This window comes from Streptococcus equinus ATCC 9812, assembly GCF_000187265.1.
GTDB lineage: Bacteria > Bacillota > Bacilli > Lactobacillales > Streptococcaceae > Streptococcus > Streptococcus equinus.
Map to the genome: position 1 here is coordinate 885666 of NZ_GL698429.1, position 14470 is coordinate 900135.

At 37.4% G+C, this 14470-nt stretch carries 18 protein-coding genes and 1 pseudogene; 6 read left to right on the forward strand and 13 right to left on the reverse strand.

The features are described from left to right. Positions 1-414: pseudogene (locus HMPREF0819_RS09120) on the forward strand (hypothetical protein); the annotation flags it as partial. A gap of 64 nt (positions 415-478) precedes the next feature. Here the strand turns inward: HMPREF0819_RS09120 and HMPREF0819_RS04190 are convergent. Together HMPREF0819_RS04190 and HMPREF0819_RS04195 are read right to left on the reverse strand one after the other, a co-directional pair. Further along, positions 479-1231 (reverse strand): HAD family hydrolase, encoded by a 753-nt coding sequence (locus tag HMPREF0819_RS04190; protein ID WP_004232733.1) that lies wholly within the window; start codon positions 1229-1231, stop codon positions 479-481. Between the two features lie 119 nt (positions 1232-1350). After that, positions 1351-1563, reverse strand: a complete 213-nt coding sequence (locus HMPREF0819_RS04195; RefSeq protein WP_004232736.1) for a YdbC family protein — start codon at positions 1561-1563, stop codon at positions 1351-1353. Between the two features lie 105 nt (positions 1564-1668). Here HMPREF0819_RS04195 and HMPREF0819_RS04200 point away from each other — a divergent pair, with 105 nt between their 5' ends. Next, positions 1669-2004 (forward strand): hypothetical protein, encoded by a 336-nt coding sequence (locus HMPREF0819_RS04200; RefSeq protein WP_004232738.1) that lies wholly within the window; start codon positions 1669-1671, stop codon positions 2002-2004. A 56-nt stretch (positions 2005-2060) separates the two neighbouring features. Here HMPREF0819_RS04200 and HMPREF0819_RS04205 read toward each other — a convergent pair whose 3' ends face one another. Then, positions 2061-3350 carry a peptidase U32 family protein gene (locus HMPREF0819_RS04205; RefSeq protein ID WP_004232739.1) on the reverse strand — a complete coding sequence of 430 codons (1290 nt, stop codon included), beginning with the start codon at positions 3348-3350 and terminating at the stop codon, positions 2061-2063. Positions 3351-3480: 130 nt separating this feature from the next. Continuing rightward, entirely contained in the window at positions 3481-4407 is a 927-nt protein-coding gene (locus tag HMPREF0819_RS04210; RefSeq protein WP_004232741.1) for a peptidase U32 family protein, read from the reverse strand. Positions 4408-4679: 272 nt separating this feature from the next. On the opposite strand from HMPREF0819_RS04210, the gene HMPREF0819_RS04215 reads away from it, so the two are divergent. After that, positions 4680-4964 (forward strand): DUF3270 domain-containing protein, encoded by a 285-nt coding sequence (locus HMPREF0819_RS04215; RefSeq protein ID WP_021142822.1) that lies wholly within the window; start codon positions 4680-4682, stop codon positions 4962-4964. Positions 4965-5028: 64 nt separating this feature from the next. Here HMPREF0819_RS04215 and HMPREF0819_RS04220 read toward each other — a convergent pair whose 3' ends face one another. The 7 genes from HMPREF0819_RS04220 to HMPREF0819_RS04250 all read right to left on the reverse strand — a co-directional run bounded on the left by HMPREF0819_RS04220 (position 5029) and on the right by HMPREF0819_RS04250 (position 10888). Beyond that, positions 5029-5499 carry a YtxH domain-containing protein gene (locus tag HMPREF0819_RS04220; RefSeq protein WP_004232746.1) on the reverse strand — a complete coding sequence of 157 codons (471 nt, stop codon included), beginning with the start codon at positions 5497-5499 and terminating at the stop codon, positions 5029-5031. After that, positions 5492-5911, reverse strand: a complete 420-nt coding sequence (locus HMPREF0819_RS04225) for a DUF948 domain-containing protein (protein WP_004232748.1) — start codon at positions 5909-5911, stop codon at positions 5492-5494. The genes HMPREF0819_RS04220 and HMPREF0819_RS04225 overlap by 8 nt, the downstream gene beginning before the upstream one ends. Before the next feature lie 20 nt (positions 5912-5931). Further along, the gene (gene lgt, locus HMPREF0819_RS04230; protein WP_004232750.1) at positions 5932-6714 is read right to left on the reverse strand and encodes a prolipoprotein diacylglyceryl transferase; all 783 of its coding nucleotides are present in this window, start codon (positions 6712-6714) and stop codon (positions 5932-5934) included. Beyond that, a complete protein-coding gene (gene hprK, locus HMPREF0819_RS04235; RefSeq protein ID WP_232007642.1) occupies positions 6707-7642 on the reverse strand; it encodes an HPr(Ser) kinase/phosphatase in 936 nt (311 codons plus the stop codon). The genes lgt and hprK overlap by 8 nt, the downstream gene beginning before the upstream one ends. A 311-nt stretch (positions 7643-7953) precedes the next feature. Further along, positions 7954-8235, reverse strand: a complete 282-nt coding sequence (locus HMPREF0819_RS04240) for a PspC domain-containing protein (RefSeq protein WP_044023420.1) — start codon at positions 8233-8235, stop codon at positions 7954-7956. 96 nt (positions 8236-8331) lie between these two features. After that, positions 8332-8769 (reverse strand): SprT family protein, encoded by a 438-nt coding sequence (locus HMPREF0819_RS04245; protein ID WP_004232756.1) that lies wholly within the window; start codon positions 8767-8769, stop codon positions 8332-8334. Continuing rightward, complete coding sequence (locus HMPREF0819_RS04250; protein WP_004232758.1) at positions 8756-10888, reverse strand: Tex family protein; 2133 nt, start codon at positions 10886-10888, stop codon at positions 8756-8758. The genes HMPREF0819_RS04245 and HMPREF0819_RS04250 overlap by 14 nt, the downstream gene beginning before the upstream one ends. 186 nt (positions 10889-11074) lie before the next feature. On the opposite strand from HMPREF0819_RS04250, the gene HMPREF0819_RS04255 reads away from it, so the two are divergent. From HMPREF0819_RS04255 to HMPREF0819_RS04265, 3 genes are read left to right on the forward strand one after another with little or no spacing between them, the layout of a single operon-like run. Further along, complete coding sequence (locus tag HMPREF0819_RS04255) at positions 11075-11209, forward strand: SPJ_0845 family protein (RefSeq protein WP_004232760.1); 135 nt, start codon at positions 11075-11077, stop codon at positions 11207-11209. A 5-nt stretch (positions 11210-11214) separates the two neighbouring features. Further along, a complete protein-coding gene (locus HMPREF0819_RS04260) occupies positions 11215-12120 on the forward strand; it encodes a permease (protein ID WP_004232763.1) in 906 nt (301 codons plus the stop codon). Then, positions 12117-12929 carry a TIGR03943 family putative permease subunit gene (locus HMPREF0819_RS04265; RefSeq protein ID WP_004232765.1) on the forward strand — a complete coding sequence of 271 codons (813 nt, stop codon included), beginning with the start codon at positions 12117-12119 and terminating at the stop codon, positions 12927-12929. The genes HMPREF0819_RS04260 and HMPREF0819_RS04265 overlap by 4 nt, the downstream gene beginning before the upstream one ends. 36 nt (positions 12930-12965) lie before the next feature. On the opposite strand, the gene HMPREF0819_RS04270 is transcribed toward HMPREF0819_RS04265, so the two are convergent. Both HMPREF0819_RS04270 and ftsY read right to left on the reverse strand, forming a co-directional pair. Then, positions 12966-13133: a hypothetical protein gene (locus HMPREF0819_RS04270; RefSeq protein WP_004232768.1), complete on the reverse strand. Its 168-nt coding sequence runs from the start codon at positions 13131-13133 to the stop codon at positions 12966-12968. Between the two features lie 5 nt (positions 13134-13138). After that, positions 13139-14461: a signal recognition particle-docking protein FtsY gene (ftsY, locus tag HMPREF0819_RS04275; protein WP_004232770.1), complete on the reverse strand. Its 1323-nt coding sequence runs from the start codon at positions 14459-14461 to the stop codon at positions 13139-13141. Between the last annotated feature and the right edge of the window lie 9 nt (positions 14462-14470).

Consider the following 14470-nt stretch of genomic DNA (forward strand, 5'->3'; position numbering starts at 1 on the left):
GTCCTATAATCTCCAAAGTGGATTTACCCACTACAGAAATTATAGAGCCAAACTAAGTTATGGTAAAGCTTTTTGGCTAGCAACTGCTATTTTTGGAATCAGAATTGGATCCACTGCATTGGCACAAAATCGTTTCGTCATCTTTCTAATTTGGTTTATGTCATGCCTATTTTTAGGAGTGATACATGTTACTCAAAAGCCAATTTTACAGACTGAGATTCTGGATGAGTACCTTGGAAGAGTATTTAGTGCTTTTTAATAACTATTCCAACACTTGCCATTGGTTCCCTGTTCTTTGGATTTATTGCTGTTTTCTTATCATGGCGCATTTTTGTTGTGCTATTTGCAGGAGCTTTGCTTTTAGTCGCTTTACATTATTATTCAAACAAAAAGTTAAAAAATTATAGCATTTGAAACGTTACCAATCTTTATAACATAAAAAGAGCTTGAAAAATTTCCAAACTCTTTTTTCATTCTCTCACCCCACCAACTCACTGATATCATTAATTACTTTAGCATTCATGGTGTTGAGCGTTTGGATTTCGTCTTTGGTGTAAGGGAAAGTATTGAGCAGGATACCATCGATATCTGCGGCATTTGCGATTGCCATGTCACTGGTGAAGTCATTTCCGACCATGACGGTTTCTTTAGGGTCAAGTTGATTTTCCTTCAGGACAAGATTCATAAAGTCAACTTGTGGTTTCTTCATTTTGTGGTCTGATGAAATGTAAATCTTATCCAAAAATTCTCTGCATCCTGTCATTTCAATCTCTGCTTGGGTAAATGCACGCTGAGCATTTGAAAGTAAAATGACCGTAGCTCCTGCTTCTTTTAATGTTTTCAAAGTGGCTAGTGTATTTTCGTAAGCTTGCAATTTTTTTCGCGACAGCATTCTAAAGATCTGGGCAATGAGATTTCCCCAAGTTTCCAAATCAAGAATGATACTATCTGTCGCATGCTTGCGCGGTGCTTCAAGCATAAGCTCGATAAAAACCACTACCAAATCAACCTCAACGTGCTGCCATGAATAGTGTTTGTGCAGTTTTTCTTCTTGGCGTTTGATTAGCTCATCATAATTAGCTTTCAGCTCATTGGCTGAGTAATCAGCACCATATGCACAATACAGCTCTGCCATTTTTTGCCAAAGCGCTAAGTCAGCCTCATCTATCTCAATATCCACCAAAGTGCCGTAAAAATCAAAAATATAATTCTTATACTGTAAATTTGTCATTTGTCCTCACCTTATGATTACGTTTACAAAGGTTATTATAGTGAAAAATAAAATATTTGACCAGTCCCAGCCGCAAAAAAAAGCCGACAGATCATAAAAAATGATTTGTCGACTCTTTTTTATCCGCGAAAAGCATCCAAAATGATTTTGAATTCGTCGTTTGTAAGTGTGATACCTTTACCCATTTTACTGTGGTCTGGGCTCCATGAACGAATATCAAATTTTGGTTCAGCACCATTAAAGCTGACACGGTTCAATTCTTTGGTCCAGCCTTTGTCACTTTCAGATAGGGTAAGCAAGTGTTCAACGATTTCAAATTTAAATTCTGACATAATTAAGTCCTCCTACTTAATCTATTCGTAAAAAAATCCTAAACTTTTGATTATTTATTTTTTTAACTAAAAGGTGTATAATCATTTTATCAATTTTTGGGGTAAATGACTATGAAAAATATTATTAAACAATTTACAAAGCAGGCGCAAGCTTACATTGACTTTCGTGCTCCGCAGACAAATGAAGTCAATCTAAAAGCCAATAAAATCGCAGCTATTATCAAAGAAGCGCAGGAAAAACATCTAGCTTTGCATGCGATTTATCTAGATGAAAGTTTCACTGGAGACCTTGTCAAATATGACGCTAAAGGTAGCAAACTTATTCTCAAAAATTTTCAACAAAACATCTCAACCATTATCCCAATTGAAGACATTAAACGCCTGACTTTAGTCCCACCGACTGTCAGAAAATCACAACTTCAAAATCCTAACAAAAAATGAACGACCAAAACAAAACTGTTTTTATGTCGTTCATTTTTTTATTATTACTGCTTTAATTATGCACGAACGGTTTTGCTTGAACCGTCTGTTTTGTAAAGGTTGACTAAACCTTCTTTACAAGCACGAATCATGTCACCAGGCTGAACAGCTTGTGGGACAGTGATTGTCAAAAGTTCCATTGGGTTTGGAGCACGGTCAATTTTATTACCATCTGCGTCGTGCAAGTCTTTGATTGTTGTTTCAAAGTGACGAAGGCCTGGTCCATAAAATTCGACTTTGTCTCCTTCAAGGATAACGTTACGTTGACGGATAGTTGCTGTCATTGTTGATTCATCAAAAGCAACAACTTCACCGACAAATTTATATTGTGGGATTTTACGGCGAGCACCGAAAAGTTGCTCGTTTTCTGTTGGTGTTTGGTAGTAGAAACCAGTTGCTAATTCACGTTGGGCAACTTTCCAAAGTTCATCAAGTAATTCACCTTTAATAGCTTCAAATTTTGCTGGGCTTTCTAGGTAAGCATCAACAGCTGCGCGGTAGCAGTTTGTAACTGTTGACACGTAGTGAATTGATTTCATACGACCTTCAATCTTGAAGCTATCGACACCATTATCAATCAAATCAGGCAAGTGTTCAATCATGCACATGTCAACTGATGACATAGAAAATGGTTCTGGAACTTCACCTTCAAGACTCTTACGATTTTCACCGAATGGCATGTCGTAAAGGTCATATTTCCAACGACAAGATTGTGAACATCCACCACGGTTGGCATCACGGTGACTCATGTGGTTAGAAAGGACACAACGTCCTGAGTAACCAATACACATTGCGCCGTGAACGAAAGCTTCGATTTCAAGGGATGTGTGTTTACGGATTTCTGCAATTTCAGCAACCCCAACTTCACGCGCTAAAACGACACGTGACACACCAACTTCTTCCCAGAAAGCAAATGCTTCATAGTTAGTTGTAGAAGCTTGCGTAGAAACGTGAACTTCTAAACCCGGTGCTTCTGTTAAACAAATTGTAATCATGGCTGGGTCTGATACGATAACGGCATCGAGTCCCATATCACGAAGTTTACGGAACCACTCTCCTGCACCGACTTCATTTCCTTCGTGAGTAACCATGTTTGCTGCAACGTGGACACGAGCGCCACGAGCGTGAGCGTAATTAATACCTTCTTGCAATTCTTCCATAGTGAAGTTACCTGCGCGGCTACGAAGACCGAATTGTTGACCACCTACGAAGACTGCATCTGCTCCATAATCAACAGCAACTTTTAATTTTTCAAGAGTTCCAGCAGGTGCTAAAACCTCTGGACGTTTAAAATTATTTTTTGACATTATATTCTTCCTATTTTCAAGATAGTAAAAATGATTTTCGGTAAAATAGCTTTTACCACATTTCAATAATTCTGCTTAACATGCCCTGAAATAGTAACTCAATCATGATTAAGCAGTAGTTTACGTGAACTTATTTCACTTCTTTTGGATCAAACTCGTAGAATCCAGTTCCAAGTGTACGACCTTTTGGATGCAATTTACGGATTTCTTCGTCAAACAAGAAAGCTTGATCTTGAGTGAATTCACCCTTTTCTAGCAATTCTTTTGTCTTAACAAAGATTTTTGCAATCTCAACAAAATTATGACCTGGGCAATAGATACCGTCTAATTTCCAGTGTGTGTAGTTATGTTCTACCAACTCAGTAATTTTTGGCATCATATCAAGGTCATCGGTATCAAAAATATGTGTACCTTGTTTGTCTTCATAGATTGAATAATGTGTGTCTTTATCACTTGGTTCAGCAAGGAAAAGACCACGTTCACGTGTTTTTTCATCATCAATATGTGTAAAATTAAAGTAATTTTGCAACAATGGACGTTTTGAATGATGAATAACAGTTGCTCCATAAACAAGCACTTCCGCTGGGTAGCGAAGGTTTTCTGACATTTGGAACAATTCAGCTGATGGGATTTCACGTGCAAGAACTGTCTCACTTGCACCATGGTCACCCCAGAAGTTTACTTGACGGCTTGATGTTACAAAAACTGATGCATCGTAAATCATCTTGAAATTGTAGCCTTCAGCTTTATTGACGTGAAAAAGGCCAGCATCACATGCCACAACATAATCCACTTTGATTTCTTTCAAGAAATCTAGATAAGAACGAATGGCATTAATCATGTCTTGGTGCAACAAAGCATTACATGCAACACTCAATTCTTTACCATCAGCATGAACCAATTCAGCAATTTCACGAAGTTCATCATAAGAGAAATTGTGCGGTAAACGTAAACCATAATTTTCTTCACCCACATAAATGCGGTCAACACCTGCATCTAAGAGCTCTTTAACCTGCTCAATAGATTCAGCTGTCGCAGTAATAATTATTTTTTCCATAACGTTTTAATTATACCACTCCTATAACAATTAGTCACTCAGATCTCCTCGGAATCCTTTTGTTATAGCTTTCTAAAGTATTTTATCAATGCCTCAAGAATGAGCAAAACTTTATGAGAGGAGAGGCTCAAAAAGAAATCCTCATTTTGAAACAAAAAAGAGGAACAACTATTTTAAACATATTTTAGAGCAAGAGTCAAGTCCCTTTTTAAAAATAGGTGACAAATATCACAAAATGTGATATGATATCAGTTGAATTAGAGGAGAGGATTATGCCAACACCGTTAAAGCAACACAAAGACCTTGAAGATCAACATCTTCAGGCAGAGGATACCCCTAAATTTTACGAATTTAAAGAAATTAATCATAAAAGCGCTAAGTTCAAAGAATTGATGTTCTTTGCACGTATCGCTTTATTTGCTATTTCTACTGTTGTGGTATCTTTCTTTTTACTTGTCTTGAATCTCGCTCCTATCTGGGCTTTCTTATTTGCCTCTCTTATTAGCCTAGCTATCACTTCAGCGGTTTCAAGTATTATTTGGTCATTACGACACTGATATAAAGCTCCTAAATTGGAGCTTTTTTAATACAATAAAAATAGCGGTCAAATGACCGCTATTTTTATTCTTCATCTTCAGTTGTTTCTGTTTTTTCATTTTCAGAAGCTGGTGTTTCATCCTTTGGTGTGTAATCGATGATAATGTTATCAACTTCTGCTTTTGTTTCTTCTTTAACGTCATCTGCTTCATCAACTGCTTCAGATACTTTTGAAGTGAATTCTGATACTTTTTCAGAAGCAAAATCTGCAGCAGCTTGACCCTTTTCTTTAACGACTTCAAGAAATTCATCAGTGGTTAATTCACCAGATTTAAATTTTTCTTTGTAGTCATTGAATGTATCAACAGCCAAATCAGTGTATTCTGTTGCTTTATCTTTAGCTTTTTGATGATATTCAGAAGGATTTTCTTTGTAAGCTTGGTAAGCTTTTGTTGCTTTTTTTTGCAACTCTTTACCTTTTTCGGTAGATAGGAAGTAGGCTGCGGCGGCACCTGAGGCAACACCAATAATCACATTTCTTAATAGTTTACTCATGATTTTTCTCCTTTTTCAATATTTTTGAGGCAACTTTACCAACAGCGTAAGCTGCACTAGCTTTACCAACATTTGACGTTGCTTGAGAAGCTTTTTGAGACAAGAGTCTAGCTTGAGCATTCAAGTCTGAAACTGTCTCTGAAAGGTCTGCAACTGCGACAAACAAAGGATCAATCGTTGATACCTTACCATTGACATCTTCAACTAAGATATTTGCCTTAGCAAGAATTTCGTTGGTTTGGTGAAGAGTGACATTAACATCGCTCGTCAAGACTTTAATCGTTTGCTTAGATTCATCAATTGTCTCATTAACAACATCAACTGTTTTATATAGTTTAACACCAATTGGTATAAAAACAACAACTAAAACTGCAAAAGCAATGGCAAAAATTAATAGAGCTATTTCTAACATCTTATCTCCTATCTACTAAGCTAATTTTGATAATAAGGAATATCCTTTTGTCTTCGTCTCCAGACAATCATCACAATACCGATAATGACCAAGATTACTGATAACCACTGTGACACGCGCATGCCAAGAAACATCAAACTATCTGTTCGCATTCCTTCTATCACAAAGCGTCCACATCCATACCAAATCAAGTAAAAGAAAGTAATTTCACCTTGTTTAAAGAAATGTGTACGGTGTCTTAAGCTCATGATAATGATAAAACCAAGCAGGTTCCACATTGACTCATACAAGAAAGTCGGAACACGGTAACTACCATCGATATACATCTGATTTTTAATAAAATCTGGAAGGTAGTTTAAGCTTTTAACAGCCTTACCATAGGCTTCTTGGTTGACGAAATTTCCCCAGCGACCAATAGCTTGCGCAATCATCACTCCAGGAGCGGCAATGTCAAGAAAATCAAGCGGATGAATCGCATGATAATATGAAAAGATAAACAAGACAATGGCACCTGTCAGCAAGCCTCCATAAATAGCTAAACCGCCATGCCAAACAGCAAAGATTTCTGTCCATGGCTGACTAGCATAGTAGTTAAAATCAAAAATCACATAATAGAGACGCGCACCGATAATGGCAAGCGGAAATGCAATCAAGATAAAATCCAAAATGTCGTCTGGAATTACTTTTCGACGCGGTGCTTCTTTCATCGCAAGGTAAACAGCAAGAAGCATACCTGACACAATGAAAAGAGCGTACCATCGAATCGCAAAAGGACCAAATTGAATCGCAATTGGATTAATCATTTGATTCCTCGTTCTTTGTAATGAGTTGAGTCAAACGATCTTCAAAAGTCTTAGTAGCATCAAATCCCATTTGTTTTGCACGATAGTTCATGGCTGCTGCTTCGATAACAACAGACATGTTTCGACCAGTTTGGACAGGAATGCGCAAGCGCGGAATTTTGACACCTGATAATTCAAGTTCTTCATTTCCATTTCCAAGACGGTCAAACACTTTACCAGATTCGTAATTTTCAAGGTAAATCGCCAATTGAACTTGTGATGAATCTTTAACAGCACTTGCACCGTAAAGGCTCATAACGTCGATAATTCCGACACCACGAATTTCTAGCAAGTGGCGAAGAATCTCAGCAGGTTCACCCCAAAGTGTTTCTTCATCTTTTGCAAAGACATCAACACGGTCATCGGCTACAAGACGGTGACCACGTTTGACAAGTTCAAGACCAGTTTCACTTTTACCAATACCTGAATCACCTTGAATCAAGACACCCATACCATAAATATCCATCAAAACACCGTGAACACTTGTACGTTCAGCCAAGCAAGAATCAAGATACCATGACATTTCACCTGATAAACGACTCGTTGGAACGTGACTTTGCAAGATAGCAATGCCTTTTTCCTTAGCAGCAGCTAACATTTCTTCAGGAATCGCTAGGTTACGAGCAACAATGATTGCTGGTGTTTCAGGCTTAATCATTTCTCGCAAAACATGACGACGATTATGTGACGTCATTTTTGTCAAATATGACCATTCCTTCATTCCCAAAAGTTGCAAACGCTCAGGCGAATAATAATCAAAATATCCAGTCATTTCAAGACCTGGACGTGAAATATCTGCCGTTGTTATTTCTTTTGCTAATAAGCCATCATCACCGTAGATAACATCAAGTTTTACCTTGTCTACCAACATTTTTACAGTAACTGACATGCCCCATACCATGAACTTTTTACAAAAAATGTAAATGAATTGAAAAATGAAAAATAGACTGTTACTACATTTGGCCTATTTTCAAAGTATTTAACAATTCTGTTCAATCCTTTTCTTCTTTTTTTATTATTATATCATAATAATCCTAAAAAGTAAGCGCTAACGCAAGCTTTTGGAAATTTCACTTCAAGTGTCAAAAAAAGTTTGAGAATAGAACTCAAACCTTTTATCGTTTCTTAAGACTAGGATAAGTTCCTGTTATACTTATCTAGGCTATTAACTACAAACATTAAAAACTTTTTTGCCAGTGATTACCAGAACCAGCCGTCGTTGTCTTTGTCATCATCGTCAACAACTTCAGCATCCTTTCTTCGACGTGGCCCTGTACCATAGTTGTCACGTTCGAGATCTTCTTTGTAAGGAAGAAAAATTGCTAAGAGAATGTATAGCACAATACCAAAACCATAGAAGTACATTAGCAAAGCTGCTAAAACACGTGTCAAAGGCAAGTCCCAGCCAAACTTATCAGCAATTCCGGCACAAACACCGCAAACCAGTTTATTTTTTCGCTGTTTATAAAGAGCTGATTTCATTTTCATCCCTTCCTTCCTTTTCTCACTATAAGTATTATACAAAATATCCTTTAAAATAAAATCAGCCTTACGACTGATTTTAAATTGAAAGTAAGATTATTTTATGTCAACATACGATAATTTGCCATGGCATCGTCCACAAACGTATTTTTTAGTATTAACACGGCGTTTTCGGTGATATTCTTGACCACACTTTTGACAACGATAGCGATAAAATTGCTCCTTCTTAGCAAGGCTTGGAGCGTAGCGAAGTCCATCAACTTTTCGCAACAGTTCTTTAAAATCAGCATCTGAATGCTTGTAGCCTTTACCTTCAAAATAAAGATGGTAATGGCAAAGCTCATGTCGAACGATTTTTCGAAAAATTTCTTCTCCAAAGGCTTCATAAAGTTTCGGATTAAAATCAAGATGACCATCTGCTGGAAAAAAACGTCCACCAGTTGTGCGAAGTCGAGCGTTCCAAGTCGCTGTATGCAAAAATGGTTTGTCAAAATCTTCTAGTGAGACAGTTTTCACATAATCAGTTAAATTCACGTAAATCTACCAATGAAAGATTAATTTTTCCACGTTCTTTATCGATTTTTGAAACCCAAACTGTGACAACATCACCAACGGAAACCACTTGACTTGGGTGTTTGACAAAGGATTTACTCATTTGAGAAATGTGAATCAATCCATCATCGTGAAGACCGATATCAACAAAGGCACCAAAATCGACAACATTTCTGACAGTTCCTTCTAATTTTTGGCCAATTTCAAGGTCTGAAATATCTAGAACATCTTGACGTAAAACAGGCGCTTCGAAATCATCACGTAAATCACGCCCTGGTTTCAAGAGGTCAGCAATGATATCTTTTAATGTTTCTTGTCCAATATTGATTTTTTCAGCCATCTCTTTGATTGATACAGCTTGTAATTTCACTTTTGCAGAATCATCTAAATCTGTGATAGCAAGTTCTTTTAACAAATGTTCAACGGCTTTATATGACTCAGGGTGAACACTTGTATTATCAAGAATGTTTTCAGCACCTGGAATGCGTAAGAAACCTGCTGCTTGTTCAAAAGCTTTAGCTCCCAAACGTGGCACTTTCTTGATTTCTTCACGAGAAGTGATTCGACCATTTTCATCACGGTATTTAACAATATTTTCAGAGATTGTCTTGTTAAGTCCTGAAACGTGTGACAAAAGCGCAGGACTTGCTGTGTTAATATTTACGCCGACCTGGTTAACAACGGTATCAACAACAAAGTCAAGATTTTCAGCAAGTTTTTTCTGACTAACATCGTGCTGATATTGACCGACACCGATTGATTTTGGATCGATTTTAACTAGTTCTGCAAGTGGGTCTTGCAAACGACGTGCAATGGAAATAGCTGAGCGTTTTTCGACAGTCAAATCTGGAAACTCATGACGTGCAAGCTCTGAAGCAGAGTAAACAGAAGCCCCGCTTTCATTAACAATCACGTAAGAAACATCTGGGAAATCTTTCAAAACTTGTGCAACAAAAGCTTCACTCTCACGACTAGCTGTCCCATTTCCGATAGCAATGATTTCAATGCCATAACTGCGAATCAACTCAGCCAAGTCTTTCTTAGATTGCTCAATCTTAGCTTGGCTAGCTGGTGGAACTGGATAGATGACTTGTGTTGTCATTAGTTTTCCGGTTTGGTCAACGACAGCAAGCTTTGCACCCGTACGAAAGGCTGGGTCAAATCCGAGAACCATTTTTCCTTTCAACGGAGACACTAAAAGAAGGTTACGAAGATTTTCTGAGAAGAGTTCGATTGCTCCATCTTCAGCACTCTCAGTCAGCTCACTGTGAATGCGACGTTCCATAGCAGGAACAATTTTTTTCTTGATTGTTTTTGAAATAACATCATCGATATAGGCATTTTTATTTTTAAAGCGTGCTGCCATAAATCGAATCATTTTATCAGTATTGTGGTCAAAACCAACTTTCAAGATACCAAGTTTTTCCCCACGGTTAAGGGCAAGGATACGGTAACCTTGGATTTTACCAACTTTTTCTGAAAAATCATAGTATATTTGGAAGGTCTTTTTGTCATCCGCAGCTTCATCTTTAACTGTTGAAGTAATTGAGCTGTATGACCAGATTTCATTGTAAACCCATGAACGAAGACGATTATCTTCTGAGAAGGATTCAATCAAAATATCACACGCGCCAGCAAGTGCTTTTTCTGCTGTCTCAAAGCTTTCTGTCACAAAAGCTTGCGCTTCTTTTTCTAGCGAAGCTTTATTTTGTAAAATCAAACGTGCCAAAGGAAATAATCCTGCTTCTCTGGCAATTGTTGCTTTTGTGCGACGTTTTTCTTTATATGGAAGATAAAGTTCCTCAACGTCAGCCAATTTTTCAGCTGTCTCAATAGCTTTTTGAAGCTCAGCTGTTAATTTTCCTTGCTCTTGAATCTTAGCAAGAACAGTCGCTTTACGTTCCGCAAGAGCTGTCATGCTCTTATCTAAATCGATAATAGACTTAATCTGAACCTCATCCAAATTACCAGTCATTTCTTTACGGTAACGAGCGATAAATGGAATGGTATTTCCTTGTGACGTTAAGTCTAAAACCTTAGAGATTTGACTTTCTTTAATTCCTAATTCCTGAGCAATTTTTATTATATTTTCATTTTTCATAGCTTATCCATTATATCAAAAAAATACTTCAAACAGTGTTTTTAACTATCATTTTGGAAGATTTTAAGTTAATATTTACTGATTTTTATTAACTGACTTTTTATATTTTTCCAGCAAAATTTTGTAGAATTAGACGAATGATAGTATAATAATGGTTGATTATATATAGAAAAGAGGTTACCAATTATGGCTATCACTCATAAACGTCAAGATAACTTAGAAGCAATGTTTGAAAACTTTGCAAGTTTTCCTAAAATTTCTAGTGACCCTGAAAAAGAAAAGAAAAATGAGGACAACGAAACAAAGAAAGCGACTAATTAGTTTTTATGACCATTTTCAATCAATTACCAGCAAGTGTCTTACAATGGTTTGCTATTTTTATATCAATCATTATCGAGGCACTGCCTTTTGTTTTATTGGGAACTATTTTTTCTGGTATCATCGAAGTATACGTCACGCCAGATTTAGTTCAGCGATACCTTCCCAAAAATAAGATACTACGAATCATTTTCGGGACTTTTATTGGTTCTGTCTTTCCATCTTGTGAGTGCGGGATTGTTCCGATTATTACACGTTTTTTGGAAAAGAAGGTGCCAAGCTACACGGCTATTCCTTTTTTGGCAACCGCACCGATTATTAACCCCATCGTATTATTTGCGACTTATTCGGCTTTTGGAAATAGCTGGCGCTTTTTAGGGTTGAGGTTACTGGGTGCCATTGTTGTCGCGATGACTTTGGGGATCATGCTTGGTTTTGTCGTCGATGATAATATCTTAAAAGAAAATGCAGCACCATACCATTTCCATAATTACTCAAATGAGCCTTGGTACCGTAAAATATTTCTAGCGCTAGCGCATGCCATTGATGAGTTATTTGATACGGGACGTTATTTGGTATTTGGGTCTTTGATTGCCTCAGCTATGCAAATTTACTTACCAACACGTATTCTGACAACAATCGGTGGTAATTCTTTAACAGCTATTCTTATCATGATGCTTCTAGCATTTATCTTATCACTTTGTAGTGAGGCTGACGCTTTTATCGGAGCTTCTCTGCTATCAACATTTGGTACAGCGCCTGTTCTTGCCTTTCTTTTAATTGGTCCTATGGTGGACATCAAGAATCTCATGATGATGCTAAAATCATTTAAGACTCGCTTTATCGCACAATTTATCAGCGTTTCTGTTGTTATGATTGTCATTTATTGCATGCTTGTGGGGGTGATTGGATGATTCGATTTTTAATTCTTGTTGGCTATTTTGAACTAACCATGTACCTCCAAATCACTGGAAAATTAAGCCAGTATATCAATACTCACTATGCATACTTGGCCTATATTTCTATGGTTCTAATATTTATCCTAGCCATTATTCAGCTAGTTCTCTGGATGAAGGACATGAAATTGCACAGCCATTTGCATGGTAAATTGGCTAAAATAACAAGTCCAGTTATCCTTGCCATTCCAGTCTTCATCGGTTTATTAGTGCCGACTGTTTCTCTTGATTCGACGACAGTTTCAGCTAAGGGGTATCATTTCCCGCTAGCTGCAGGCTCTACTGGCACTGTTAGTGATGATGGTACGCGAGTTCAATACCTAAAACCTGATACTAGCCTTTACTTCACTTCTTCTGCTTATGACAAAGAAATGAAAAAAGAAATGAAAAAATATCAAGGTTCAGGTGATTTAACCATTACAACTGACAATTACATGGAAATCATGGAGCTCATCTATCTTTTCCCAGATGAATTTTCTGGTCGAAATATCACCTACACTGGTTTTGTCTACAATGAACCTGAGCACGATGGTTATCAATTTCTTTTCCGATTTGGTATCATTCACTGTATCGCCGATTCTGGTGTTTATGGACTTTTAACTACAGGAAATGAAACAAGCTATCCTGACAACACTTGGATTACAGCTACAGGTACAATTAGCCTCGAGTATGATAAAAATCTAGAGCAGACTTTACCGGTTTTGCATATTTCAAAATTCAAAGTAACTGATAAGCCTGATAATCCTTACGTTTATCGTGTATTTTAACTAAAAAAATAAATCCCTCTTCATAGAGGGATTTTTCTATTTTTTGAAATAAGCAAAAGCTAAACGGGCAATGTTAATAAGAGTCACAAGTGCCCAGACAATCGTGATTGTCCATTTGCTCTCAGTAAGATAAATCAAAGTTAAGACAAATGTTGCTGAAGTGAGCAAAATTGTCGACAAATGAACTTTTACAAAATCAAGCATAATCCTTAAATAATCCCTTCTAGGAGACCACGGATAAAGTCTTCAGAATCAAATTCACCGATATCGTCCATTTTTTCACCAAATCCGATGAATTTAACTGGGATATCAAGTTCTTGGCGAATGGCAAGAACGACACCACCCTTGGCAGTTCCATCGATTTTAGTCAGAATAAGTCCTGTCAATGGAGTGATTTTTGAAAATTCTTTAGCTTGGCTAAGAGCATTTTGACCTGTTGAAGCATCAAGAGCAAGAAGGGTTTCATGCGGTGCATCTGGTACCACGCGCTTGATGATACGGCCAATTTTTTCAAGCTCAGCCATCAAATTATCTTTGTTTTGCAAACGTCCTGCAGTATCAATCAAAAGGACATCAACGTTTTCAGCGACAGCTCTTTCCATACCATCAAAAACAACTGAGGCTGGGTCTGCTTTTTCTGGACCAGTCACAACGGGAACACCAACACGACGTCCCCATTCAGCAAGCTGAGCGACCGCACCAGCACGGAAAGTATCCGCTGCAACAAGCATAACTTTCTTACCTTCATTTTTGTATTTGTAAGCCAGCTTACCAATTGATGTTGTTTTACCGACGCCGTTAACACCGACAAAAAGCATAACTGTCAAATCATCTTGGAAATTGATTTTTTCGTTAAAGACACCATCTTTTTCATAAATTTCAACCAATTTTTCGATGATGACACGTTTTAAATCGTCAGCTTTTTTGGCATTTTCAAGCTTAGCTTCGTAGCGAAGATCTTCTGTTAGCTGAGTCGCCACGTTAACACCAACGTCTGAAAGAATAAGCATTTCTTCAAGTTCTTCAAAGAAATCTTCGTCCACACGACGGAAGTTTGCAAGAAAAGTATTCAAACGTGCACTAAATCCTGTACGTGTCTTTTTAAGACTACGATTGTATTTTTCCTCTTCTATCTCAACAGGAGCGCTAGCTGGCGCTTCTGGTTCAGATACTTTTTCAACCTCTTTACGTGTTTCAACTGCTTCAAATTCAACTGTTTCACCACGGTCAAGAGCTGCTTGGGCGGCTTCTTTTTTAGCATAGTAGTCAGCCATAACATCTGAAAACTCATTAGAAGTCGTTTTACTTGATTCATCAGAAGTTGATGGTTCTTGAGTGGCTTCTTTTTCTGCTTCTTCGCCCGCTACCTGATCAACATCTTCACTAACAGTTTCTTCAGTTGCTGGCTCTGCTACAGTTGTATCAAGAGTTTCTTCTGCTTCTTTTTGGTCGAGTTTTTGAGTATTTTTTTGCTCCTCAACAACTTCTTCAGTATCCTTTTTCTTTCCAAATAAACGATCAAATAATCCCATATTAAGCTA

What these genes read in the sequence shown, in the direction of transcription:
- HMPREF0819_RS04225 (WP_004232748.1), bottom strand. Translation starts at nt 5,911, where the DNA reads ATGTTAGAAATAGCTCTATTAATTTTTGCCATTGCTTTTGCAGTTTTA.
- HMPREF0819_RS04260 (WP_004232763.1), top strand. Translation starts at nt 11,215, where the DNA reads ATGACCATTTTCAATCAATTACCAGCAAGTGTCTTACAATGGTTTGCT.
- HMPREF0819_RS04200 (WP_004232738.1), top strand. Translation starts at nt 1,669, where the DNA reads ATGACTATGAAAAATATTATTAAACAATTTACAAAGCAGGCGCAAGCT.
- HMPREF0819_RS04205 (WP_004232739.1), bottom strand. Translation starts at nt 3,350, where the DNA reads ATGTCAAAAAATAATTTTAAACGTCCAGAGGTTTTAGCACCTGCTGGA.
- HMPREF0819_RS04255 (WP_004232760.1), top strand. Translation starts at nt 11,075, where the DNA reads ATGGCTATCACTCATAAACGTCAAGATAACTTAGAAGCAATGTTTGAA.
- HMPREF0819_RS04240 (WP_044023420.1), bottom strand. Translation starts at nt 8,235, where the DNA reads ATGAAATCAGCTCTTTATAAACAGCGAAAAAATAAACTGGTTTGCGGT.
- HMPREF0819_RS04215 (WP_021142822.1), top strand. Translation starts at nt 4,680, where the DNA reads ATGCCAACACCGTTAAAGCAACACAAAGACCTTGAAGATCAACATCTT.
- HMPREF0819_RS04270 (WP_004232768.1), bottom strand. Translation starts at nt 13,133, where the DNA reads ATGCTTGATTTTGTAAAAGTTCATTTGTCGACAATTTTGCTCACTTCA.
- lgt (WP_004232750.1), bottom strand. Translation starts at nt 6,714, where the DNA reads ATGATTAATCCAATTGCGATTCAATTTGGTCCTTTTGCGATTCGATGG.
- ftsY (WP_004232770.1), bottom strand. Translation starts at nt 14,461, where the DNA reads ATGGGATTATTTGATCGTTTATTTGGAAAGAAAAAGGATACTGAAGAA.
- HMPREF0819_RS04195 (WP_004232736.1), bottom strand. Translation starts at nt 1,563, where the DNA reads ATGTCAGAATTTAAATTTGAAATCGTTGAACACTTGCTTACCCTATCT.
- HMPREF0819_RS04190 (WP_004232733.1), bottom strand. Translation starts at nt 1,231, where the DNA reads ATGACAAATTTACAGTATAAGAATTATATTTTTGATTTTTACGGCACT.
- hprK (WP_232007642.1), bottom strand. Translation starts at nt 7,642, where the DNA reads ATGTCAGTTACTGTAAAAATGTTGGTAGACAAGGTAAAACTTGATGTT.
- HMPREF0819_RS04265 (WP_004232765.1), top strand. Translation starts at nt 12,117, where the DNA reads ATGATTCGATTTTTAATTCTTGTTGGCTATTTTGAACTAACCATGTAC.
- HMPREF0819_RS04220 (WP_004232746.1), bottom strand. Translation starts at nt 5,499, where the DNA reads ATGAGTAAACTATTAAGAAATGTGATTATTGGTGTTGCCTCAGGTGCC.
- HMPREF0819_RS04250 (WP_004232758.1), bottom strand. Translation starts at nt 10,888, where the DNA reads ATGAAAAATGAAAATATAATAAAAATTGCTCAGGAATTAGGAATTAAA.
- HMPREF0819_RS04210 (WP_004232741.1), bottom strand. Translation starts at nt 4,407, where the DNA reads ATGGAAAAAATAATTATTACTGCGACAGCTGAATCTATTGAGCAGGTT.